The 21,767-nt window shown below is 60.3% G+C and carries 21 protein-coding genes and 3 pseudogenes; 15 read left to right on the top strand and 9 right to left on the bottom strand.

From position 1 onward, the window contains the following. The first annotated feature begins 120 nt into the window (after nucleotides 1-120). The 7 genes from H9K75_RS13580 (at nucleotide 121) to H9K75_RS13550 (ending at nucleotide 4,611) form a co-directional block, all read left to right on the top strand. Nucleotides 121-486: a DUF6258 family protein gene (locus H9K75_RS13580; protein ID WP_187723081.1), complete on the top strand. Its 366-nt coding sequence runs from the start codon at nucleotides 121-123 to the stop codon at nucleotides 484-486. A gap of 23 nt (nucleotides 487-509) precedes the next feature. Further along, nucleotides 510-1,904: an RHS repeat-associated core domain-containing protein gene (locus tag H9K75_RS13575; RefSeq protein WP_187723080.1), complete on the top strand. Its 1,395-nt coding sequence runs from the start codon at nucleotides 510-512 to the stop codon at nucleotides 1,902-1,904. A gap of 1 nt (nucleotide 1,905) precedes the next feature. After that, entirely contained in the window at nucleotides 1,906-2,316 is a 411-nt protein-coding gene (locus tag H9K75_RS13570) for a hypothetical protein (protein ID WP_187723079.1), read from the top strand. A gap of 167 nt (nucleotides 2,317-2,483) precedes the next feature. Then, nucleotides 2,484-2,645: a hypothetical protein gene (locus tag H9K75_RS25540; RefSeq protein WP_187723078.1), complete on the top strand. Its 162-nt coding sequence runs from the start codon at nucleotides 2,484-2,486 to the stop codon at nucleotides 2,643-2,645. A gap of 103 nt (nucleotides 2,646-2,748) precedes the next feature. After that, nucleotides 2,749-3,105 carry a hypothetical protein gene (locus H9K75_RS13560; RefSeq protein WP_187723077.1) on the top strand — a complete coding sequence of 119 codons (357 nt, stop codon included), beginning with the start codon at nucleotides 2,749-2,751 and terminating at the stop codon, nucleotides 3,103-3,105. A gap of 880 nt (nucleotides 3,106-3,985) precedes the next feature. Then, the gene (locus H9K75_RS13555; protein ID WP_187723076.1) at nucleotides 3,986-4,330 is read left to right on the top strand and encodes a hypothetical protein; all 345 of its coding nucleotides are present in this window, start codon (nucleotides 3,986-3,988) and stop codon (nucleotides 4,328-4,330) included. A 113-nt stretch (nucleotides 4,331-4,443) separates the two neighbouring features. Beyond that, nucleotides 4,444-4,611: a hypothetical protein gene (locus H9K75_RS13550; RefSeq protein WP_187723075.1), complete on the top strand. Its 168-nt coding sequence runs from the start codon at nucleotides 4,444-4,446 to the stop codon at nucleotides 4,609-4,611. 93 nt (nucleotides 4,612-4,704) lie between these two features. Here the strand turns inward: H9K75_RS13550 and H9K75_RS13545 are convergent, their stop codons facing one another. Next, nucleotides 4,705-5,256: a cysteine dioxygenase family protein gene (locus tag H9K75_RS13545; RefSeq protein WP_187723074.1), complete on the bottom strand. Its 552-nt coding sequence runs from the start codon at nucleotides 5,254-5,256 to the stop codon at nucleotides 4,705-4,707. A gap of 338 nt (nucleotides 5,257-5,594) precedes the next feature. Here H9K75_RS13545 and H9K75_RS13540 point away from each other — a divergent pair, with 338 nt between their 5' ends. The 7 genes and pseudogenes from H9K75_RS13540 to H9K75_RS13515 all read left to right on the top strand — a co-directional run bounded on the left by H9K75_RS13540 (nucleotide 5,595) and on the right by H9K75_RS13515 (nucleotide 14,786). Beyond that, nucleotides 5,595-6,770 carry a CaiB/BaiF CoA transferase family protein gene (locus tag H9K75_RS13540; RefSeq protein WP_226858182.1) on the top strand — a complete coding sequence of 392 codons (1,176 nt, stop codon included), beginning with the start codon at nucleotides 5,595-5,597 and terminating at the stop codon, nucleotides 6,768-6,770. Then, nucleotides 6,767-7,537: an enoyl-CoA hydratase/isomerase family protein gene (locus tag H9K75_RS13535; protein WP_187723073.1), complete on the top strand. Its 771-nt coding sequence runs from the start codon at nucleotides 6,767-6,769 to the stop codon at nucleotides 7,535-7,537. The genes H9K75_RS13540 and H9K75_RS13535 overlap by 4 nt, the downstream gene beginning before the upstream one ends. A 343-nt stretch (nucleotides 7,538-7,880) precedes the next feature. After that, nucleotides 7,881-9,860: a TonB-dependent receptor plug domain-containing protein gene (locus H9K75_RS13530; RefSeq protein WP_187723072.1), complete on the top strand. Its 1,980-nt coding sequence runs from the start codon at nucleotides 7,881-7,883 to the stop codon at nucleotides 9,858-9,860. Nucleotides 9,861-9,878: 18 nt separating this feature from the next. Continuing rightward, nucleotides 9,879-11,051: pseudogene (locus tag H9K75_RS24810) on the top strand (cobaltochelatase subunit CobN); the annotation flags it as partial. Between the two features lie 119 nt (nucleotides 11,052-11,170). Then, nucleotides 11,171-13,924, top strand: a complete 2,754-nt coding sequence (locus H9K75_RS13525; protein ID WP_264293795.1) for a cobaltochelatase subunit CobN — start codon at nucleotides 11,171-11,173, stop codon at nucleotides 13,922-13,924. Further along, nucleotides 13,921-14,445, top strand: coding sequence for a MotA/TolQ/ExbB proton channel family protein (locus H9K75_RS13520; RefSeq protein WP_187723071.1), 525 nt, complete (start codon nucleotides 13,921-13,923; stop codon nucleotides 14,443-14,445). Before H9K75_RS13525 ends, H9K75_RS13520 begins: the two co-directional genes overlap by 4 nt. Then, nucleotides 14,442-14,786, top strand: a complete 345-nt coding sequence (locus H9K75_RS13515; RefSeq protein WP_187723070.1) for a DUF2149 domain-containing protein — start codon at nucleotides 14,442-14,444, stop codon at nucleotides 14,784-14,786. The genes H9K75_RS13520 and H9K75_RS13515 overlap by 4 nt, the downstream gene beginning before the upstream one ends. 176 nt (nucleotides 14,787-14,962) lie before the next feature. Here the strand turns inward: H9K75_RS13515 and H9K75_RS13510 are convergent, their stop codons facing one another. From H9K75_RS13510 to ureE, 4 genes and pseudogenes are all read right to left on the bottom strand, one after another. Continuing rightward, entirely contained in the window at nucleotides 14,963-15,664 is a 702-nt protein-coding gene (locus H9K75_RS13510; RefSeq protein WP_264293794.1) for an IclR family transcriptional regulator, read from the bottom strand. A 102-nt stretch (nucleotides 15,665-15,766) separates the two neighbouring features. Next, nucleotides 15,767-16,446, bottom strand: a pseudogene (ureG, locus tag H9K75_RS13505) (urease accessory protein UreG). After that, on the bottom strand, nucleotides 16,443-17,150 hold the full coding sequence (locus tag H9K75_RS13500; protein WP_187723068.1) for an urease accessory protein UreF: 708 nt from the start codon (nucleotides 17,148-17,150) through the stop codon (nucleotides 16,443-16,445). The pseudogene ureG and the gene H9K75_RS13500 overlap by 4 nt, the downstream one beginning before the upstream one ends. 15 nt (nucleotides 17,151-17,165) lie before the next feature. Beyond that, nucleotides 17,166-17,699, bottom strand: a complete 534-nt coding sequence (gene ureE, locus H9K75_RS13495; RefSeq protein WP_187723067.1) for an urease accessory protein UreE — start codon at nucleotides 17,697-17,699, stop codon at nucleotides 17,166-17,168. Between the two features lie 96 nt (nucleotides 17,700-17,795). Here ureE and H9K75_RS13490 point away from each other — a divergent pair, with 96 nt between their 5' ends. Continuing rightward, nucleotides 17,796-18,302: a gamma-glutamylcyclotransferase family protein gene (locus tag H9K75_RS13490; RefSeq protein WP_187723066.1), complete on the top strand. Its 507-nt coding sequence runs from the start codon at nucleotides 17,796-17,798 to the stop codon at nucleotides 18,300-18,302. Here H9K75_RS13490 and ureC read toward each other — a convergent pair. The 4 genes and pseudogenes from ureC to H9K75_RS13470 all read right to left on the bottom strand — a co-directional run bounded on the left by ureC (nucleotide 18,287) and on the right by H9K75_RS13470 (nucleotide 21,641). Beyond that, a pseudogene (gene ureC / locus H9K75_RS13485) lies at nucleotides 18,287-20,006 on the bottom strand (urease subunit alpha). The gene H9K75_RS13490 and the pseudogene ureC sit on opposite strands and share 16 nt — an antisense overlap. A 280-nt stretch (nucleotides 20,007-20,286) precedes the next feature. Then, on the bottom strand, nucleotides 20,287-20,598 hold the full coding sequence (locus H9K75_RS13480; RefSeq protein WP_187723065.1) for an urease subunit beta: 312 nt from the start codon (nucleotides 20,596-20,598) through the stop codon (nucleotides 20,287-20,289). A 19-nt stretch (nucleotides 20,599-20,617) separates the two neighbouring features. Next, nucleotides 20,618-21,223 carry a HupE/UreJ family protein gene (locus tag H9K75_RS13475; RefSeq protein ID WP_187723064.1) on the bottom strand — a complete coding sequence of 202 codons (606 nt, stop codon included), beginning with the start codon at nucleotides 21,221-21,223 and terminating at the stop codon, nucleotides 20,618-20,620. A 115-nt stretch (nucleotides 21,224-21,338) separates the two neighbouring features. Next, nucleotides 21,339-21,641, bottom strand: a complete 303-nt coding sequence (locus H9K75_RS13470; RefSeq protein WP_187723063.1) for an urease subunit gamma — start codon at nucleotides 21,639-21,641, stop codon at nucleotides 21,339-21,341. Nucleotides 21,642-21,767: the final 126 nt, after the last annotated feature.

The raw sequence follows: 21,767 nt of genomic DNA, 5'->3' as shown, positions 1-21,767 counted from the left end.
AAAGTCATGCAAAGAAGGTGGCTTTGGTCAGTGCTTTTGTGCTTTGAATAATACGATGATGGGACATGATGAGGAAACTTCGGATAGAGCTTGCATGGGAAATGGAGTGGATTAATCAATATGATATTAAATCAAAATCAGAAAATTTATCTGGGTGATCGAGCTATTCAGAAAATTATTTTTGAAACCATGAAAAATACAATAACCATTGTGTTTGATTGTTTATCTATTTTCGAAACAGAAAATTGGATACCAGGAGAATCAAAAGATATTGAGAATTGTGCCGTAAAATTTATGAATGTGACGGACTATGAGATTTCGCCAAAGGGCATGATGCCTAATGACTATATAGTCAATATAAATATTTCAAATTCCTTTGTGAAAATAACAACATTGGGTGAGGTTTATAATGAAAAAACCCTCGCACTTGATATTGTGGAGGGGTTTATATCAATAAAATTTGAAAGCTACTCAATAAATTCTTGATATTACATTGGGCAACGGGCCAGATGGAGCTGGCCTACGACAAGGGCAACCAGCTGGTGCAAGTCGTGGTTCACGAAAAAGATGATGGTGAAGAGGAAGAAGGCACACAGCTCACCCAGCGCTACCGCTATGACGCGTTTGGCAGGCGGCTGGCCAAGTACAGCAATGCGGGCAACACAGGTCACACAGGTCACACACGTCACAAGGATGCGGGCGAAGAAAGCGGGACAACCGATTACTTTGGCTGGGACGGGGACCGGCTGGTGCATACCGAGCGGCTCAACCATGGCAATGCCCGGGACATCGACGGGCAGAGCCAGCCGGAGATCGTGCACACGGTGTACGAGCCGGGCAGCTTTACACCGCTGGTGCAGTTGCGCCGGGCTGCCAGAGCAGCGCAAGGCATGGCCGACGAACTGATTGCCCACCTCCCCGCTGGCATGGCGCGGGACGCCTTGCGCGCCATGCTCACGGATATCAATGCGACCAGCGCGCTCCTCAACGAGCGCATAGTCGGGCTGGGCATGGCCGCTGACGCGCAAAGCTTCATCAACGCGCAGCGCCAGGAGTTTGAAGAGACGGCACGCAGCGAGCGGCAGGAGAATGCCAAAAGCGTGGAAGTGCGGCACTACCTGTGCGACCATCTGGGAACGCCCAATGCGCTCTTCAGCAGCGAAGGACAAGTGGAGTGGGCTGCGACGCTGGATGCTTGGGGGAACGTGAAAGACGAATACAGTCCGAAGCGCCTGTATCAGCCTATTCGGCTACCTGGGCAGCATGAGGATGACGCTACCGCGCTGTATTACAACCGGCACCGTTATTATCAAGCTGAAATCGGCTTCTATACGAACAAAGACCCTATTGGTCTGCATGGCGGGTGGAATCAGTTCGTATATGTTAATAATCCTGCCCAATTTTTCGACCCCTTAGGTTTACAAGGATGGAGTTCTGTACCTATACTTAATGGTAGCCTGCCTGGTAATCAAGGGGCATTGTCTGAGGCGATGAAGGGTCCTCCGCCTCCAGTTGTAGAATCACCTGCGCTTCCCTTTTCTATTTTTATGGAAACAAATGCAGGTGCCCAAGGTGTATATGGAAAAGCAATTTCAACTGGCAAGGCATTTGGCATGAGAAAAGATCTTTCAATTATAAATTGCAATTATTCAACTTCTTGTGATTTGCTCGGGCTGGGTGTTATGTATGGTGTAGGGGTGGCGGTAGGAGGTTCAGATAGCGCGCCTTCAAGCGGGGTTTCAAGATCAACGGGCGGATATGTTAGTGGAGGCGCTTTGGGCTCGGCAGGAGTTCAAGGCACCACAGACGTGGCTACTAATTCAACATCAATTTCCGTTGCTGTAGCCAAAGGAGACGGATTCAGCGTCAGCAAATTGGACTGCACTCAAAATACGGATTGTTAATATGCGATTGTTTAAATATTTTATTGCATTAATGCTTCTCATTTCAATAACCGCTTGTAATGACGAGGATAATTTAAATAATATGAAAAGGCATGTGAACGCTTTTCATGAAAATTATAATTCAGGAAACTATGAAGCCAATTACAAATGGCTGACTAAATATAGTGGCATGACAGTCTCATTGGATCAATATGAAAGAGATTTTCAATATATAAAATCAAAACTTGGTGATTTTAAAGAATCTAATATTCAAAATATAAATTTCGATCAAACTACAAAAGATGGACGAAAATTGGTACGAATTAGTTTTGATAGTAAATTTTCAAACGGAATCGGAAAAGAATTTTTTTATTTCGGAGAGAGGAATGAATTTTATAGGTATGAATTATTTTCAGATAATCTTTTGCGATAAAGAGGCCAGCACCGCCGGAGGTTCGATCCAACGGGCAACAGCCTGCCCGTTGTAGCCCCGGCAAGCAAACCTGGGGCAGGAGGCGCCATCACGGGAGCCCTGAACGAAAGAAACCGCCAAAGGACACAATAAAGAGTGCGCCGCCAAGCGACGCGATCAGCCGAAACATGTCCGCTGCAATAATTGGAGACCGAGTCGCGCAATTTGGGCTTTGCGCCAGAGCACGTGAGAATATGATGAATAAGTGTTTTGCTGGTGGCGATTATAATCATCGGCAGCAAGCAGGAAATGTTTGGAATGCCGCAAAAAATTGTGGTGAAATGCTATGAATGATATATTTCAATGCTTGTGTAAATATTATAACTCTTCAGATTCAATTGAATTTCCAGAGTTTTGCTCTCTGGAAATTGATAGGTTTTACGAGGGGATCTGTTGAATATAAAAAAATGCTTTTATGAGATATCCAAGCTTTGGAAAGATATAAACTGGGATTATATTTCGTCTTTAAAAATATCTGGATGGATGTTGCCGGATGTTTTAAATGAGCCTGTTTATAAACACTCATTTCCGTCACTTTTGAAGGAAGTCTATTTAAATGATAATTTATTAACCGATCTTTTCGTAGAAAATCATCTGAACACGAAAAATATAATTCAGGATTGGAAATTTGAATATTATTTTGATCTACCTGATGATATGAAAAATAATATTGCTCGCCTGCTTTTTAAAAAAAGCGGTTCCGTTTTTATGGATGCTCTGGATAGTTACTGGATTTCTTACCTGGATTAGTAAGTATGTTCCGTTTCGTGCGACCATATTCCCAAAGAAGCTGGGCACTTCTTTCGGGCAAGAGAGGCAATGCGCAGCGTCATTGAGTCCTTCAAAAGGGAGTTCATCGCATGAGCCAAATCCACGTCTAGGCTCGCATCACCCTTCGAACGAGAGCAAAGATCAGGGCTTCATCGGTCACTTCTGAACAACTTGCCCAGCGCTACAACATTCCCCCGGTCACGGTGCCAAAATGGAAGAGGCGCGGAGAACCCGAGGACCTTTTGCCCGTGCAGGAAACCATTGCAGCGCAGTTGCGTTGTCTGCTTCTCTCCCCCTAGACGGCCGGCTCGCGGTGGGTGGTGTGGGAGTTCATCAATCTCAATGTCTTCCGCGCTGGGGTGAATCGGTGCTTCTGCCGCCACAGTATCTCCAACAAGCATCCAATCCTTGTAATTAAATAGTGAATAAATAGGTGAGGATAATTAATGATGAAATTTCAAGAGTTGAGTGAATTTATTAAAAATGGAAGATATGTTTTTTTGGTACTCGCTATAGTTTCAACATCATATCTATGCTATTCGAATATCTTCAATCACTATATACTAATTTTCTCTACTCTTTGTTTTTTAATGATCCTTATTTCAAATGACAAATTGAATTCAGAAAATAGAGCGCAAATTGCAATATTGCACATGATCGTGATTGTTGTAATGATTGGCGTTGCACAATATTTTTTAAAATCTAGTGAAAGACATAATATGCTATTCAACGTGATTAATGCATCTTTCTATGCAGCTTGTATTTATGGATTTTATTTATTTTGCAAAAAATATCATCGAAAATGATTTTATGTTTGAAATTTTTTGCTATAAATAAATAATAATTCGCAATTCAACTCATGAAAAAAATACTTGGTTTAGTTCTTGTAATACTGATGACTTTTTTTGCCGGATATCGCCTAGGGGTATACAAGAACAATGAGTATACTGTTGAATACACAATTACTTTATCCAATCAAATAGCGGCATCAAAATCAGTGGCGACAATTCATGAGCTGGATAAAATTCGAGCCTTGGCGGACGGGAATAAAGAATTAGTGTGTTCTATACAGCGAGAGGTAATACGCCAGTCAGAAGACTATAACAAATGTAAACTAAATGATGCGTGCTCAATAAAAATGAAGGGCAATTACGCTGATTTTGATGCATTAGTCTCGAATTATAAAAAAATCACATGTAACTAGTCGCTCCTGAATAACCCCAGAAACCCGCCCGCACACAGCCGCTCGGGGCAATTTCCGATCCCCAAAACTCCCAGTTTGCTATCCAATAGCGTCAGTTCTCTGGGAGTTTTGCCGTGATGTTTGCCTGCCCTGCCACCGATGATTTCTTCCGCTCGCGCATTGATCACATGATCGATGTGCGCCATCCGCTGGCGGTGCTGGCCTCGCGCATGCCGTGGCAGGAGATCGAGGCGCAGGTCGCCGTATGCACGCTAGCGTTGGTAGTGCTGCGGGTGCTGTGAGAACAACCCTCGCCGGGCTTGAGCGAGCCAGTTCGCGCTGGCAGCGTTTGGGCGAAAAGTTAGCGTCGCCTGAAATGAATATTCCAGGGACAGCTAATTCGCATACCCCGAAACAAACTCCCTGGCCGCGCCACTGGCAGGATCGAAGACGTGGCGGCGGACCTGGCCGATGTCTGCGCCGTATACATGGATGCTGATCGACACACGATCATCGAACGCATTCGCCACCTGGTGGATATCGCCCACCGTGGGCGATACGCATTCGACGTCGCCGGGCTCGAGGCGTACTTGCTCGGTAGCGGTCAGCGTGCCCGTGCCCTCGTCGCGGTCGAAGGCTTGCGATGTTTCCGCATTGCGCAGCATGCCGATCAGGCCCCAGACCGTGTGATCGTGAATCGGCGTTTTCTGTCCCGGGCCCCAGACAAAGCTCACCACGGAAAAACGGCTGTCCGGCGCGCGGTACAGCAGATACTGTTGATAGAACTGCGGATGCGGCAACGCGTGGCTCGCGTCCAGCCAGTCGTCATGGCGCACCAGCTCGCCGAGAAGTGGCTTGCCTTCGCGCAGGATGCGCGGCTCGTCGCCCGCAGCCTCTTCGGTCAGCCGGGACATGGCTTCAATGAATTGATCAAACCGTGTGCTCATCTGAAATCGTTTGCTCTCTTCTCTTGCTTCTCATGCCTGGCCCGACGCGCAATGGCGGGACGAAAAACAGGGCCGGACATCACTCCGGCCTTCGATCCTCGCGCCGACTATAGAGGCGAAAAAATCTGCATGTCAATGCGGAATGCGCGCATGCCGGTTTCCCAAAGCGCTGGCTTTGCGAGCCAGGCTCCGATCAGACTCACGCAATTGTTTGACCACAGCGCAATCGGGCATAGAATTTCTCTCGGTACAAAAATAGAAACATAGTTTCAATATTTGGAACGATTACAGCATATCCAAAAGCACATTCCACCGACCGATGCAACTTCCGGAGATTCATGACAATGCCGTCCACCCCGACCATTCTTCCGCTGCAAGGCATCCGCGTGCTGGAGCTGTGCAACGTCGCGGCCGGTCCGTTCTGCGGCATGCTGCTGGCCGACATGGGCGCGGACCTCATCAAGGTGGAGAACCCCACGGGCGGCGACACGCTGCGTACCTGGCCACCGATCACCGAGGGCTTCAGCGAGAACTTTGCCTCGCTGAACCGCAACAAGCGCTCGGTCACGCTCGACCTCAAGTCACCCGGCGACGTCGCGAGGCTGCGCGAACTGGTGGCGAGTGCCGACGTGCTCATCGAGAACAATCGGCCCGGCGTGATGAAGCGCCTGGGCCTCGACTACGACGCACTCAAGGCGGTGAATGGGCGGCTGCTGTACTGCTCGATTTCCGCTTATGGCCAGACCGGTCCGCGTGCCAGCGAGGGTGGCTTTGATCTCACGATTCAGGCCATGAGCGGCATCATGAGCGTGACCGGCGAGGCGGACGGCGCGCCCGTCAAATGCGGCGTTCCGCTCAGCGATTTCGCGGCGGGTCTCTATGCCGCGTACACGATTGCCGCATCGCTGCGCCATGTGCAGCAGAGCGGCGAAGGTGCGCACATCGACGTGCCCATGCTCGGCACCTCGCTGGCGATTGCGGCGCTGCAGACCTCGGAATATTTCGGCAGTGGCCGCGACCCCGGCAAGCTCGGGTCGGCCCATCCGCGCAATGCGCCGTACCAGGCATTTCGCTGTAGCGACGGCCACTTCGCGATGGCGGCTGGCAACAATGCGCTGTGGCGCTCGGTCACCGAAGTGGTCGGCCTGCCCGAGTTGCTCGATGATGAACGCTTCACCTCGCCGACGCTGCGCGCGAAGAACCAGGTGGCGCTGCGCGACCTGCTCGAGATGACGTTCATGCAGCGCGATGGCGCGCACTGGCTTGCCGAATTTGCGCGCGCGGGCGTGCCAAGCGCGCCGATCAACAGTTACTCTCAGGTACTCGAGGATCCGCAGGTCGAGCACATGGACTGGGTGCAGGAGATCACGCTGCCCGGCCACAACGTGACCAAAACCTTCGTATCGCCCGTGAAGATCAACGGCCAGGGCCAACCGGTTCGCATGAATCCGCCCGCGCTCGGCGAGCACAACGGCGAGGTGTTCGCCGACGGGCAGGAAGTGACAGCGAAATGAGCACCGAAGCCGCTTCCTCCAACGCTGTATTGCTGATCGGTCGACATGCATCGCACTGGACGCTCACGCTCAACCGTCCCGACAAGCGCAACGCGCTTTCCGCCGCGCTGGTCGAGGCGCTGCTCGCCGCCGTGAGCGAGGCCAGCGCCGCACAGGCGCCGCTGCTCGTGCTGCAAGGCGCGGGCGTGAATCTATCTGCGGGCTTTGATTTCACCGGATATGAGGCCGAGAGCGAGGGCGATCTGCTGCTGCGATTCGTGCGCATCGAGACCCTGCTCCAGCAAATCGCCTACGGCCCGTTCGCCACGCTCGCGCTCGCGCATGGCAACAATTTCGGCGCGGGCGTGGATCTGTTTGCGGCGTGCCGCCATCGCTGGTGCGCGCCGCAAAGCAGGTTCCGCATGCCGGGCCTGAAATTCGGTCTCGCTCTGGGAACGCGCAGGCTGGCCAGCCTCGTCGGAGAAAGCCACGCCTATTCACTGCTCGAAACCACGGCGAGCTTTGGCGATGAACACGCGCAGCGCATCGGTTTCGTCCAGGGCACGAAATCGCCGGACGAATGGCCCGCGCTGATAGCGCAGGTCAGCGCGAGCACACTGTCCCTGCCCCCGGAAGGCCGCCGGTTGCTGCGCGAGCTGACCCGCAGCAGCCATCGCGACCGCGATGGAGACATGGCGGCGCTCGTGGCGTCGGCCTCTGCGCCGGGCTTGAAGGAGCGGATTCGCGTGTACCGCGAAGAGAGCGCACGCGCCGCGCACACACCTTGACCATCAACAAGTGCTGTCGCCGCACATCCCATGAAGTCACGCAGGTTTGTTGATAAAAATCATTGGTCATTCGTTTAAAACTGCGCGACATTAGCGAATAAGAATTACTCGCATTTAATTTGGGCAACGCAGCACGGTGACGTTCTGGCCTGCGCGCCAACCGGATGCTGATGCGGGTAGACGCCATCTTCTCTGGCGCTCACGCTGCACACCTGTCGTGTGTGGGTCCGTGATTTCTGTACGGCTTGCGGGATCGCTGTGAAGCGATCCCGTCTTCATCCCCGCCCAGCCCAACGCCTTTTGCGTCCAGCCATTGCGGTTTCACCTGCATGCAAGGACTCCAATGCATCCACGTCAGTCATTCGTTGCCGCGCCGTTCGTCGCGGCATTGTTTTTTCTCCATTGCGCTGCGCACGCCGAAGAGGCCAGCGACAAGGCACCACCCCCCGGCACCGACGCGCAGCGCGAGTCGGTCGTCGCCAACGCCCTGCCCACCGTGACGGTGACGGCAACCCTCAGCGAGCACGACACGCGCACCGCACCCGCGAGCGTCACGGTCATCACCGCCGAGGAACTGGCCGCGCGCAACGCATCCGATCTGCTTGACGCCGTGCGCGGCGCGCCGGGCATCACGTTCACCCCGCGGCAGGTGGGCGGGCGCAAGACCATTGCGTTGCGCGGCCTGGAGGGCAAGCACACGCTCACGCTGATCGATGGCCGCCGCATCAGCGCCAGTGACGACGTCATCGGGCACTCGGACTATCAATACGGCTGGCTGCCGATGTCGGCCATCGAGCGCGTGGAGATCATTCGTGGCCCGATGTCTGCGCTCTACGGATCGGAAGCTCTGGGCGGCGTGATCAATCTGATCACGCGCAGGCCCAGGGATCACTGGGTCGGCTCGCTGGGCTTTTCCGGCACGGTTCCGCTCGATGCCGACAGTGCCTCGCGCGAAGCACGCGGCTCGGTCTACGCGGCTGGGCCTCTGGGCGACAAGGCACGGCTCTCGATTCAGGCCGAGGGCAGCTATCGCGGCATGGCCGCGCTACCGACGGATGGACGCCTCAGCGAAATCGAAGGTCGTCGCCCGCGCACGCTCGGTGTCAACGGCGAGTGGGATGTTGCCCGGGGCCAGCTCGTGGAAGCGGGAATCATGGATGGCAAGGAATCGCGCTTTTCCGACGAGGTGAACATGCGCAGAATTCCTTATCACAACCGCTACGACATCGACCGCAGCCAGGGCCACGTCGGCTGGCGCGGGCAATTCGACAACTGGAACGGGCAGCTGCGCGCCTACCGCAGCGAAATGAAGGTGCGCAATTTCCGCACCAACAACATCGCGCCCACACGCCCGCAGGACCTGCGCGACACCGTCGTGGATGGCCACGCCACGATGAAGCTGGACTCGCACCTGCTCACTGCGGGCGGCGAATGGCGCGACGAGGAACTGGTGAACGCCGGGCTGAAGGGCGGCCGCGACGATGCAACGCACAAGGCGCTCTTCCTGCAGGACGAAATCGCGCTGGGCGCGCGCTGGACCGCCACGCTGGGCCTGCGTGCCGACCATCACGAGATGTTCGGCTCCCACGCCAGCCCCCGCGCCTACCTCGCCTGGGAGGCAAACCCCGATCTGGTCATCAAGGGCGGATACGGACGCGCCTTCAAGGCCCCGACCCTCAAGCAGATTTCACCGAACTATGTCGGTGCCGAGGGGCCGCACACCTTCCATGGCAATGGCGACCTCCAGCCCGAGACCTCGGCATCGTTCGAACTCAGTGCGCACTGGCAGCCGGTCTCCGCATTGCAGCTCAACGCCACGCTGTTCCACACGGATGTGAAGCAGCTCATCACCTACCGTCTGCTCAAGGCCGAGGGAATGCGGCGCACCTATGTCTACGACAACGTCGACCAGGCCCGTGTGCGCGGCCTCGAGACCGGCTTCGCATGGGATGTGACACCGGCACTGCGGTGGAGCACGGACGCGCAGTTCCTGAGCACGCGCGACAAGGCCACCGGCAAGCAGCTCAACGACCGGCCGCGCACCAGCTTCACCTCGCGTGTGTCGTGGCGCGTGCATCAGTGGAGCGCGCAGCTCGAGGGTGAATACACGGGCCGGCAAACGAGCTACATCGAACGCCTGCCCGCCTACACGCTGTGGAATGCGAGCTTGGGCCGCATGTGGAATCTGGGCGATGACCGCAAGTTCCATCTGCGTGCGGGTCTGCAGAACATTGGCGACCTGCGGCTGCTGCAGAAATCCGCTGCGTTCGGCTATGCGGAACAGGGCAGGCGCATTTTCGTGTCGGGCCGCATGGACTTCTGATCACGCCGGACATCTGACATGAAGCGTTTGAAGTCACTGGTGCTCGCCTGCTGGATGCTGTCGATGTGCTGCCTCGCGCAGGCGGCCGACGGCAAGCGCTCGCTGCTATTCATTGCCACGGGCAACGTGCCGGCGGGAAAATTCCACCAGCTCGCAAGCATCGCGCGCTCTCACGGCATCAGCGTGGAGGTGCGCTATCTCCATCAGTTGCCGGAGAAAACCGATGCCGGTTTATGGCGGGGGCACGATGCCGTGTTCATCGACAGCTACCTCGTCGATGCCGTCGAACAGCGGCTCGCCGGGGCGCTGCCGCAGCTCAAGCAACCCATCGTCTGGCTGTACGGACGGGAGCCCACGGCCAGTGGGTTTCCCGAGCCGCTTGCCGGGCGTCTGCAAGACTATTACGTCAATGGCGGGCGGCAGAACTTCACCGGGTTCTTCGCCACGCTCGCGGCGCATTTCCGCAACCTGCCGACCGAAGGCATCGCCCGGCCCATCGTATTTCCCAAAGCGGCCTTCTACCATCCGCAGGCACCGGGGCTGGTGTTTTCCGACGCCCGTGCCTACATCGAGTCGAGGGAAGGCAAAGCCAGGGCCGGTGCGTCGCGGCGCGCGCCGATCATCGGCATCGCGCTGCACCAGCAGTACATCGCGGCCATGCAGACGGACTTCATTGACGACCTGATCCACCGCGTCGAAGCGGCCGGTGCGATTGCCCTGCCTTTCTACACGCCGATGATGGACGCGAGCGGCTTCGCAAGCCTGCTGCGCCCGGGCCGCGACACCTTGGCCGACGTGCTGATCACCACGCAGATCATGCTCAACCCCGAAGACCGACGCCGCGAATTCGAGCAATTGGGCATTCCCGTGTTGCAGGCCATGATCTCGCGGCGCGGCGACGAGGCGCAGTGGGCCGCAAGCCCGCAGGGCGTGACGCTCATGGATGTTCCGTTCTATCTCGCGCAGCCCGAGTACGCGGGTGTGACCGACATCCAGGTGGCCGGTGCCACGCGCAAGGGTGACGATCAGGTCGTGCCGATTGCCGCGCAAACGCAGGCCGTGGTCGACAAGGCGCTGCGCATGGTCGCCTTGCAGCGCAAGCCCCGGGCCGACAAGCGTGTGGCGCTGATGTTCTGGAACTACCCCGGCGGCGAAAAGAATCTGAGCGCCTCGTTCCTCAACGTTCCGCGCAGCCTGCAAAGCACGCTGGGCGGCCTGTCGGCCGCTGGCTATTCCACGCAGGCCCCGAAGAGGCGCCGCTCATCGCACTGCTGCAACGCCTGCTCGCGCCTGCGTACCGCACCGACCAGTTGCAGCCGCTGCTGCGCGATGGTCTGGCCGATCGCATGCCGGTCGCGCAATATCGCGAATGGCTCGCCACGCTGCCCAAGGCCACGCAGGATGCGCTGCACGGCGCATGGGGCGATCCCGAGCGCTCGGCCATGGTGGTGCGTGAAGGTGGAACGCCCTACTTCGTGATTCCAAGGCTGCTGCTCGGCAACGTCGCCGTGCTGCCGCAGCCGCCGCGATCCGAGCGATGGGATGCGCGTGAAAAGACGCTGTATCACTCGAACACCGCCATGCCGTCGCACCATTACCTCGCCGTCTATCTGTGGGCGCGCCAGCAGTGGCGCGCCGATGCGCTGGTGCACTATGGCACGCACGGCACACAGGAATGGCTGCCGGGCAAGGAGCGCGGCCTCTCGGTCTATGACCCGCCGATGCTCGCGCTGGGCGATCTTCCCGTGGCCTATCCCTATATTGCCGACAACATCGGCGAAGCGATCCAGGCCAAGCGGCGTGGGCGCGCCGTGACCATCACGCACCAGACTCCCGCGTTCGCACCCGGCGGTCTGCACGATGCACTCACGCGCATCCACGATCTGCTGCACCAGTGGCTCACGCAGGACGAAGGCGCGGTCAAGGAGCGCATCTTCATCGATCTGGTCGATGCCGCGCGGCGCGAGCGGCTGCTTGCCGACATGGGCTGGAGCGAGACGCGTGCGCGCGAATCGATGCGGGAGTTCGTCGACGCGCTGCATGCACAACTGCATGAACTTGCCGAAACCGCCCAGCCGCAGGGCCTGCACACGCTGGGCCGCGCGCCCGAGGAGTTGCATCGCCTTGGCACGGTGCTGTTGATGCTCGGCCGCGAATTCTGGCAAGCGGCCGCGCGGCACGCTGGCGTGGCCGAGGACGATCTGGACGAAGCCCTGGTCGGCCCGTGGGCACGCCTGCCCGACACCGCGCCCTATCGCTTGCTGAAGCGCCACGTGGTGCTCGGCGAGAGCGCCGAGGGTCTGCCCGCCGCATTGCGCAGCGCGATCACGCGTGCTCGCAAGGCCTACGATGATCTGGGCGCTCAGGGGGAAACGCCCGCACTGATCGCGTTCCTCGATGGACGACATCTCCCCACCTCCTACGGCGGAGACCCGATCAGGAATCCCGACGCCTACCCGACGGGTCGCAATCTGTATGGCTTCGATCCCTCGCGCGTGCCCACGCGCCAGGCGTGGGAGGCCGGAAAGCAGTCCGCCGAGCAACTGCTCGCGGAGCATCTGCGCCTGCATGGCCGCCAGCCCTCCAAGCTGACCTTCAGCCTGTGGTCCGTCGAGACCATGCGCCATCAGGGCCAGCTCGAAGCGCAGGCGTTGTGGCTCATGGGCGTGGAGCCGGTGTGGGACAAAGGCGGTCGCGTGACGGACGTGCGGCTGCTACCGCGCGAGGCACTGGGCAGGCCGCGCGTGGACGTGGTGCTGTCGGTAACCGGTCTGTACCGCGATCACTTTCCCAACACGCTCAAACAACTGGCGCGGGCCGTGTGGCTCGCATCGCGCGCGGCGGAGGACGACAACCCCATCGCCACCAACGCGCGCGCGATTGCCGAGCGGCTTCGCGCGCGCGGCGCTCCGGGCCCGGCTGCCGAGCGGGCCGGGGCCACGCGTATTTTTTCCTCGGAAAGCGGGCGCTACGGCACGGGTCTCGACGACGCGGCGCTGGACACCGGCTCGTGGAAGGGCAAGGCCGATGGCGACCGCAAGCTCGCCGCAGTCTATCTCTCGCGCATGCAGTTCGCCTACGGTCCCGACGAGCAACACTGGGGCGAATCCGGCATTGCCGGAGCCAAGGACGTCAACCTCTACGCCGAACATTTGCGCGGCACGCAGGGCGCGGTGCTGTCGCGCTCATCGAACCTCTACGGCATGCTCACCACGGATGATCCCTTTCAGTATCTGGGCGGCATCTCGCTGGCCGTGCGGCATCTGGACGGCAAGGCTCCGGCGCTCTACATCAGCAATCTGCGCGGTCAGGGTGCCGGGCGCGTCGAAGGCGCGTCGCAGTTTCTCGCCAAGGAACTCGCCACCCGCCAATTTCATCCGGGCTACATCAGCGGCCTGATGAGGGAAGGCTACGCAGGCACGCTGCAGGTGCTGGATGCCACCAACAATTTCTGGGGCTGGACCGCCACGGCCCGCGAGATCGTGCGTGACGACCAGTGGCAGGAGATGGCCGAGGTCTATGTTCGCGACAAGCACCAGCTCGGCCTGCGCGCCTGGTTCGAGCGGCACAACCCGCACGCGTTGGCGCAAACCATGGAGCGCATGCTCGAAGCCGCACGTCAGGGCTATTGGCAGACCGACGCGGCGACGATCAACGAACTCACGCAACGCTGGCGGGATCTTGCTCGCAGGCACGATATTCGCAGCGACAACGCGGCATTCGCGGCCATGGTGGGGGCGCGTGCCCAACCCGGCGCGGGCTTTGGCATGAGTGCCCCTGTGCACGCAGCGCCCAGGGCCACCGTCGCACCCGTACAGACGGCAATGGCGACGGCGATGGCGCCCGAGCCCGAAGCCCGTGAGGAACCACAGCCGCCCAAGCAACCGCCGCTGTCGGGCCTGCTGCTGCAACCGGTCGAAGCCTGGCAGCCGCCTTCGGACACGCGCAACGCTCCATGGCTTTTGCTGCTCATCACGGCGCTCGCCCTGGTCGGCGCATGGCGTCAGCACCAGCGATTTGCATCCCTTATCCAGCACCAACCAAACAAGGAAACCGCAACATGAACAACTCCATCGAAGTGGCGATGTATGAAATCAGCCAGCTCTTTCTCTACCCCGTCCTGATCGCGATTGCCGTGCTTTTCGCCCATGCTTTCTATGCGCTGGGCGCGTTTGGCTGGCAGGCCATGCAGCGCAGGCGCGGCCGTCCCGCCGGGTTCGAGCTGCACGCCGCGATGTCGGCACAGCTTGCCCGCACACCGGTCGAGCTGGAGACACTGGCCGTCAAGCGCCTCGAAGTGGCCCGCATCGCGACGCGCGTCGCGCCCATGCTCGGACTCGTCGCGACCATGATCCCCATGGGGCCGGCACTCAAGGCGCTTGCCGAAGGCCAGTTGGCTGACGTCTCGCGCAGCCTGATGGTCGCTTTTTCCGCCGTCATTCTCGCGCTGCTGGCAGCGGCGATCAGCTTTGCGGTGGTCAACGTGCGCAAGCGCTGGTATGCGGCCGATCTCGCCGCCATCGAACAGCGCATGGGCGTGCGCGACCACGCGGTTGCGGGGCCTGCGCCCGAGGTGCTGGCATGAAGCATCTGCGCCTCATGGATGAGGGTGACGGCGACGACCCGATTCTCTCCGTCGTCAACCTCATCGACGTGTTTCTGGTGATCATCGCCGCGCTGCTGCTGGCGGTGGCGCAGAGTCCCGTCAATCCGTTCTCGGCCGAGCAGGTGACCGTGATTCGCAACCCCGGCAAGGACAACATGGAAATCATCGTCAAGGATGGACAGAAACTCGACCACTACCGCGCGAGCGGCGAGATCGGCGAGGGCCAGGGCGCGAAGGCGGGCGTGGCCTACCGGCTCAAGGACGGCTCCATGGTGTACGTGCCCGAATCGGGCGCAGCGGGCACGCAAGCCGTCCAGTAGGCCGTAGGGCCTGTTCACCCAACGCACGGGGATCGCGTTGTGCAGTCTTGGGATGGGATGCAAGGCGCAGGCTCGAAGCAAGGTAGGTACGTTGCGAGAGACTGCAACGCCGCAGACCGCCCAAGACTGCACAACCCTTCGGGCTTGCGCGACCCCGTGGATTGGGTGAACAGGCCCTAGCTGTAGCCCAGGCGCAGCGAGATCGCCCGCGTCTGCTCGATCAGGCGCGCGCCTGTGCGGGCCAGCGCCTCCTGGTCAAGTCGGTCGGTGGGGCCCGAAATGCCGAGCGCCGCCACCACGCGGCCCGACGCATCCCGTATCGGCGCAGCCGCGCCCACCACCTGCTCGCGCCACTCTCCGGCGTTGATGGCAAAGCCCTTGCTGCGAATGTCTTCGAGTTGCTTGCGCAGATCGCCGATACGCACGATGGATTTTGGCGTGTGCGCCTTGAAACGGTTCTTCACGAGCGTCAGCACGTCCTCGTCGGCCCATGCGAGCAGGGCCTTGCCGGTCGCCACGCATTGCGCGGGCGCGCGACCGCCGACGGAGGTGTAGGCGCGCACCGGTTGCGGGCTGTCGATCTTTTCGATGTAGAGAACCTCGGCACCATCAAGAATCGACAGATGCACGGTCTCGCGCGTTTCCTCGGCAAGCCGTTTCATGAACGGCAGCGACTCCAGCCGCACGTCGAGCTTGCCCGCGATGCGCGAGCCCAGCTCCCACATCTTCATCGTGAGTTCGTAGCGGTTGGTGTCGGCATTCTTGCGCGCAAAACCCTGGTGCACCAGCGCCTGCAGCAGGCGGTGCACGTTGCTCTTGTTGAGCAGCAACTGCGAGGCCAGCTCGCTCACACCCGAACCCTTGTCGTTGCGGGCCATGGCTTCAAGAAGGACCAGGCCTTTGATGAAAGTTTTGTCCAAGATCGCCGCGCCGGTTGGTGGTATTAGCGCGGCATTCTACTGAACGCCCAGGGCCAGCTTTCACGCGACCAACAGCCCCTTCTTTTCGATGAAGGCCACCACTTCGTCGAGCCCGTCAAGCGTCTTCAGATTCGTCATCACGAATGGCTTCATGCCCTTGGGCGTGTGGCGCATGCGCTCGGTGTCGCTGCGCATGATGTCGAGGTTCGCGCCAACGTGCGGCGCGAGGTCGGTCTTGTTGATCACGAAAAGGTCGCTCTTGGTGATGCCCGGGCCACCCTTGCGCGGGATTTTCTCTCCGGCCGCCACATCGATCACGTAGATCGTGAGATCGCTGAGTTCGGGCTGAAGGTCGCGGCCAGATTGTCGCCGCCCGACTCGATGAAGACGATGTCGGCATCGGGAAACTCGCCGAGCATGCGGTCTATGGCTTCGAGGTTGATCGACGCATCCTCGCGGATCGCCGTGTGTGGGCAGCCGCCGGTCTCCACGCCCATGATGCGCTCGGCGGGCAATGCGCCGCTGATGGTGAGCAGGCGCTGGTCTTCCTTGGTGTAGATGTCGTTGGTGATGGCGACCAGATCCCAGCGGTCGCGCATCGCCTTGCAGAGCATTTCGAGAATCGTGGTCTTGCCCGAACCGACCGGGCCGCCAATGCCCACGCGCAGTGGCGGCAGCTTCTTGGTGCGGTTGGGAATGTGATGGAGTGCGGAGTGGGTGGTCGAGGTGGAAGTGGTCATGATCTGAAGATTCTTGAATACTGCGATTCATGCCGCGACGACAGGATCGCCAGCATGGGTGAAAACGCCGTGCGCGCCTCGTCTGGCAGGCTCAGCGCGTGCTCCACGGCGGGGGGAATCTCAACGGCCAGCCGCGCCAGGATGCGCTGTCCCGCGCTCTGCCCGAGCGGCACGGCCTTGATGGCGGCCTGCACCATGTTTTCGGCCCAGCCAAAGGCGTAGGCCAGCACGCATTCGCGCACCGGTGCCAACGTGAATGCGGCGGCCAGCGCGAAGGCAATCGGGTAGGTGGGCGTGCGTTGCGAAAGCCGCGCCAGCGTTTCGATTTGCACCATGCGCTGCGCCGAATCCGCATGCTGATTGCGCAGCCAGACCGTGAGCGACTGCCCCATCTGCTCGCTCTGCAGGCGCAGCTCGCTGGTCTCGCGCGTGGTGGTCACCCAATCGTTGAGCGCCTCGACGCGATGCACGTCACTCGCCTGCCACGCGGGAATCGCCTGCGCCAGCGCCGCCATGTCGCCGCGCGACTGCGTGAGATGCAGTTGATCCACCAGCCAGTCCGCCGCACTGGCTTCGCCATCGACATATCCCGCGTCGATGGCGGATTCCAGCCCCTCGGAGTACGAAAATCCACCGATCGGAAGCGCGGGCGAAGCGAGCCACATGAGTTGCAGCAGGCTGTGGGGTGAGATCGGCGTGCTCATCTGCGGCGCAGCCGTTCAGTGATCGTGATGATGATGGCCTTCGTGAGCGCCATGCGAATGGCCGTGATGGCCGCCGTGTCCATCGTGGGTCACATGCCCGCCATATGCGCCGCCCTCGGGCTCGAACGGCATCTCGGCCTCGGTGACGATCAGGTGCATGCTGCGCAGCATCCCTGCCAGCACGTGGTCGGGCTCGATCTTGAGATGATCGGCTTGCAACTCGATGGGCACGTGGCGATTGCCCAGGTGGTAGGCGGCGCGCGTCAGATCGAAGGCCGTTCCATGCTGTCGGCACCAGCCGATGTGCAGCACCTTCTGCGGCGCGGCAATCACGCGCACGAGCGATCCGTCCTCGCCCACGAGCACGTCGCCGCCGCGCACGGCCTGCCCGCGCGGCAGGAAGATGGCCAGCTCGCGGCCCGTGCTGTCGGTAGCGGCGAAGCGGCTTTTCTGGCGCACATCCCAATCGAGTTCGACGCTCGCCGCGCGCTTGAGCAGCACCTGAGAGAGGCCCGCGCCCTTGGCGAGCAGTTTGTTCATCTGGATCATTGCGTCATCATCCTTGCATTGCCCTCGCACGTTGGCATCGCGCATGCAACATGCATGCATGCGACGAGGTCTTTGTTCAGAAACTACATTTGCGCCATGGGCGACACCATCACCACCAATCCACCCTGGCAGGCCTGCGGCGCAACGCATGTCGCCGTCTACGGCACGCTGCGTGCGGGCGGCGTGAACGACATTGCGCGGCTGCGCAGCGGCATAGCGCGCGTGGGCACGACCCTGCTGACCGGCACGCTGCACGATCTCGGCTGGTATCCCGGCCTGAGCCTCAGCGGCACCGCACCGGTACTCGCCGAAGTCTATCCGCTCGACGACGCGCTTGAGCAGGCGCTGGACCGCATCGAATGCGTCTGGCCGCAAGACATCGGCGAATACGCCAAGCGCGTGCTTGACGCGCGCGTGGCACTCCTGCCGCATCGTCCGGCTGCCGAAGACAGCGAACGCACGTTGCGCGTGCTGGTCTACGAGGCCATGCCCGCCGCGCTCAAGGGAGCGCCGGTCATCGCCGCGCAGGACTGGCTTGTGTGGCATGAGAGCAGGAGCGCCCAGCATCAGCATTCGGCGGCCTCCGATCAGAACAGAAAATAGCGCTGCGCCATCGGGAGACTGACCGCAGGCTCGCAGGTGAGCAGCATGCCATCGGCACGCACCGCATAGGTCTGCGCATCCACCTCCATGCGCGGTGCGTAGTCGTTGTGGATCATGTCGCGCTTGCCCACGCCGCGAATGCCCCTCACCACCGACAGGCTCTTGCGCAGACCGAAACGCTCGCCAATGCCGGCGGCCAGTCCCGCCTGCGAGACAAAGGTGAGCGAGGTCCTGGCGATGGCCCCGCCGAAGCTGCCGAACATGGGCCGGTAGTGCACCGGCTGGGGCGTGGGAATCGATGCGTTCGGATCCCCATGGCGGCCATCGCGATGAAGCCGCCCTTGAGTATCAGCGATGGCTTGACGCCGAAGAACGCGGGCTTCCAGATCACGATGTCGGCCCATTTGCCAGGTTCCAGGCTGCCGACCTCGTGGCTCACGCCGTGCGCGATGGCCGGGTTGATGGTGTACTTGGCGACATAGCGCTTGACGCGGAAATTGTCATGGCGCGCGCTGTTGTCTCCGGGCAGTGCGCCGCGCTGGACCTTCATCTTGTGCGCCGTCTGCCAGGTGCGCAGCACCACCTCGCCGACGCGGCCCATGGCCTGACTGTCCGAGCTGAACATGCTGATCGCGCCAAGGTCGTGCAGGATGTCCTCCGCTGCAATGGTCTCCTTGCGGATGCGGCTTTCGGCAAACGCGAGGTCTTCGGCAATCGACGGGTCGAGGTGATGGCAGACCATCAGCATGTCCACATGTTCGTCGAGCGTGTTCACGGTATAGGGGCGCGTGGGATTGGTGGAGCTGGGCAGCACGTTCGCCTCGCCAACCACCTTCAGGATGTCCGGCGCATGACCGCCCCCGCGCCTTCGGTATGAAACGTGTGGATGGTGCGGCCCTTGAATGCGGCCACGGTGTCTTCCACAAAGCCGCTTTCATTGAGCGTGTCGGTGTGAATCGCGACCTGCGTGTCGGTGTCTTCCGCCACGTTCAGGCAGTTGTCGATGGCCGCCGGTGTCGAGCCCCAGTCTTCATGCAGCTTGAGGCCAATCGCGCCTGCGGAAATCTGCTCATGCAAGGCCGCGGGCAGACTGGCATTGCCCTTGCCGAGAAAGCCGATGTTCATGGGAAACGCATCGGCCGCCTGCAGCATGCGCTCCATGTTCCACGGGCCGGGCGTGCAGGTGGTCGCAAACGTGCCCGTGGCCGGGCCGGTGCCGCCGCCGATCATCGTGGTGACGCCACTGGTGAGCGCTTCCTCGATCTGCTGCGGCGCGATGAAGTGGATATGCGAATCGATCCCGCCTGCGGTGACGATGCTGCCTTCGCAACTGATGATCTCCGTGCCGGGTCCGATGATGATGTCCACACCCGGTTGCGTGTCGGGATTGCCCGCCTTGCCGATCCTGGCAATGCGGCCATCCTTGAGGCCGATGTCGGCCTTGACGATGCCCCAGTGGTCGAGGATCAACGCGTTGGTGAGGACCGTGTCCATCGCGCCTTCGCCGCGCGTGCGCTGGCTTTGAGCCATGCCGTCGCGGATGGTTTTGCCGCCGCCGAATTTCACTTCTTCGCCGTAGGTTCCGGCGCGCAGGGTGTAGTCGTGTTCGACCTCGATGATGAGGTCGGTGTCGGCCAGGCGGACTCGGTCGCCTACCGTGGGGCCGTAGGTTTCGGCGTAGGCGCGATTGTCGATTTTTGCCATTTTTCAATTCATCCGTTCGATCGGTGATGGCGAGCTTGGGAGTGGACGTTGAGGTCCGGGGCCGGGACTGCCCCGGCGGGGCAATCACTTTTGGGGTGCGCCCAAAAAGTAATCAAAAATGCGCCTGGAATACCTGCGGCGGAACTCGACTTCGTTCCTGCGTCACTGCGCTCGGACAACCGCCGCAAGTCAGTCGGGAAGATGTGGGCTCGGCACTTTGCTTCGCTCGTGCGGCGTTCATCTCGCGACTTCGCGAGATGAGTGCGCGCTTCTGTTGTGGTCATGGGTGGATTTTTCCCATGATCTGGGCGCGGAAGCCGTAGATTTTTTGGTCGCCTGCGAAGGGGATCAGTTCTACGGTGCGTTGCTGGCCGGGCTCGAAGCGCACGGCCATGCCGCTCGCGATGTTCAGGCGCATGCCGTGGGCGATATCGCGGTCGAAGGATAGGCCTGCGTTGGTCTCGGCAAAGTGGTAGTGCGAGCCGACCTGGATCGGGCGGTCGCTGGCGTTTTTCACGACCAGCGTGACCGCATCGCGGCCCGTGTTGAGCTCGCGGGTGCCTTCGTCGATCAACAGTTCACCGGGTGTCATTGCGTACCTTTTCCTGGTTTCAGACCAGACGGGTGAGCATGACGGCGCCGAGCAGTGCCGTTGCCGCGCCGCCGACGCGGGCGATCCACGCGTGGCGTTGCAGCAGCGCATGGCCGAGCCCCATGCCGAAGAGATGCAGCGTGGCCGAGCCAGCGGCCATGCCGATCAGCGCGGCCAGCGCCATCATTGCGGTGTCGGCCGACAGCTCGGCCCCATGCGCCGCCCCGTGAAAGAACGCGAACACACCGGCAATGCCGGCGGCGACGCCCCAGGGCAGGCGCTTTTGCACCGCCACGAGCAGACCGAGCACCAGCACGGAGGCCGCGATCATCGGCTCCACGCCCGGCACGGCCAGACCCGCAAAGCCCGCAACGCAACCCGCAATCAACAACGCCACGAAGGCCACGGGCGCGCGCCATGCGGGACGCACCGCAATCGCGCTCCACATGCCCACCGCCACCATCGCTGCGAGATGGTCTGCTCCGGTGAAGGGATGCGCAAACGCGCTGGTGAAACTGTCGATCAGGTTGTGACTGTGGCCGTGGTCACCCACATGCGCGAAGACCGTAGAGGGAATCACAGCGAAGGCCGCAGCCGCTGAAACAAGACAACGAAATTTTTTCATGGCTAATCGATCAGGTGAATGAAGTTCAAGTCGTTAGCGGCCCACACCAGCAACCAGCCAGCAAGGGCCGCCCGCAGCGAAGGGGGAAGGCGCGAAAGCGCCTCAGGAGATGTTCCTAGGATATCGGTTGATGCACGGTAACCAGCTTGGTGCCATCGGGAAACGTGGCCTCGACCTGGATGTCGGGAATCATCTCGGCGATGCCGTCCATCACGTCGTCGCGCGTCAGGATGGTGCGGCCTTCGCTCATGAGCTGCGCCACGCTGCGGCCATCGCGCGCGCCTTCCATCACGGCAGCGCTGATGAAGGCCACGGCTTCCGGGTAGTTGAGCCTGAGCCCGCGTGCGCGCCGCCGCTCCGCGAGCAGCGCGGCGGTGAAGATCAGCAGTTTGTCCTTTTCGCGGGGAGTGAGTTCCATATGCGGTCGATCCTGAATGAAGTCCGGTGAGTGACTGAGTGAGAACGGGTTGAGCACCACGATGCAAGAAGCAGGCCACATTTTGGTGAGCGCCCGGCACCAAATGCGGGCCTCTGCACCTGCGGT

The organism is Diaphorobacter aerolatus, from assembly GCF_014489535.1.
In the GTDB taxonomy this organism is placed as follows: Bacteria; Pseudomonadota; Gammaproteobacteria; order Burkholderiales; family Burkholderiaceae_C; genus Diaphorobacter_A; species Diaphorobacter_A aerolatus.
Note: the sequence above shows the minus strand (reverse complement) of the source record. Positions and strands in the feature narration are given on the sequence as shown.

Coding starts and splice junctions, on each gene's coding strand:
- H9K75_RS13530 (WP_187723072.1), top strand. CDS start 7,881: ATGCATCCACGTCAGTCATTCGTTGCCGCGCCGTTCGTCGCGGCATTG.
- H9K75_RS13475 (WP_187723064.1), bottom strand. CDS start 21,223: ATGAAAAAATTTCGTTGTCTTGTTTCAGCGGCTGCGGCCTTCGCTGTG.
- H9K75_RS13540 (WP_226858182.1), top strand. CDS start 5,595: ATGACAATGCCGTCCACCCCGACCATTCTTCCGCTGCAAGGCATCCGC.
- H9K75_RS13470 (WP_187723063.1), bottom strand. CDS start 21,641: ATGGAACTCACTCCCCGCGAAAAGGACAAACTGCTGATCTTCACCGCC.
- H9K75_RS13545 (WP_187723074.1), bottom strand. CDS start 5,256: ATGAGCACACGGTTTGATCAATTCATTGAAGCCATGTCCCGGCTGACC.
- H9K75_RS13510 (WP_264293794.1), bottom strand. CDS start 15,664: ATGGCCCGCAACGACAAGGGTTCGGGTGTGAGCGAGCTGGCCTCGCAG.
- H9K75_RS25540 (WP_187723078.1), top strand. CDS start 2,484: ATGTCCGCTGCAATAATTGGAGACCGAGTCGCGCAATTTGGGCTTTGC.
- H9K75_RS13500 (WP_187723068.1), bottom strand. CDS start 17,150: ATGAGCACGCCGATCTCACCCCACAGCCTGCTGCAACTCATGTGGCTC.
- H9K75_RS13570 (WP_187723079.1), top strand. CDS start 1,906: ATGCGATTGTTTAAATATTTTATTGCATTAATGCTTCTCATTTCAATA.
- H9K75_RS13515 (WP_187723070.1), top strand. CDS start 14,442: ATGAAGCATCTGCGCCTCATGGATGAGGGTGACGGCGACGACCCGATT.
- H9K75_RS13555 (WP_187723076.1), top strand. CDS start 3,986: ATGAAAAAAATACTTGGTTTAGTTCTTGTAATACTGATGACTTTTTTT.
- H9K75_RS13490 (WP_187723066.1), top strand. CDS start 17,796: ATGGGCGACACCATCACCACCAATCCACCCTGGCAGGCCTGCGGCGCA.
- H9K75_RS13575 (WP_187723080.1), top strand. CDS start 510: ATGGAGCTGGCCTACGACAAGGGCAACCAGCTGGTGCAAGTCGTGGTT.
- ureE (WP_187723067.1), bottom strand. CDS start 17,699: ATGATCCAGATGAACAAACTGCTCGCCAAGGGCGCGGGCCTCTCTCAG.
- H9K75_RS13520 (WP_187723071.1), top strand. CDS start 13,921: ATGAACAACTCCATCGAAGTGGCGATGTATGAAATCAGCCAGCTCTTT.
- H9K75_RS13580 (WP_187723081.1), top strand. CDS start 121: ATGATATTAAATCAAAATCAGAAAATTTATCTGGGTGATCGAGCTATT.
- H9K75_RS13535 (WP_187723073.1), top strand. CDS start 6,767: ATGAGCACCGAAGCCGCTTCCTCCAACGCTGTATTGCTGATCGGTCGA.
- H9K75_RS13480 (WP_187723065.1), bottom strand. CDS start 20,598: ATGACACCCGGTGAACTGTTGATCGACGAAGGCACCCGCGAGCTCAAC.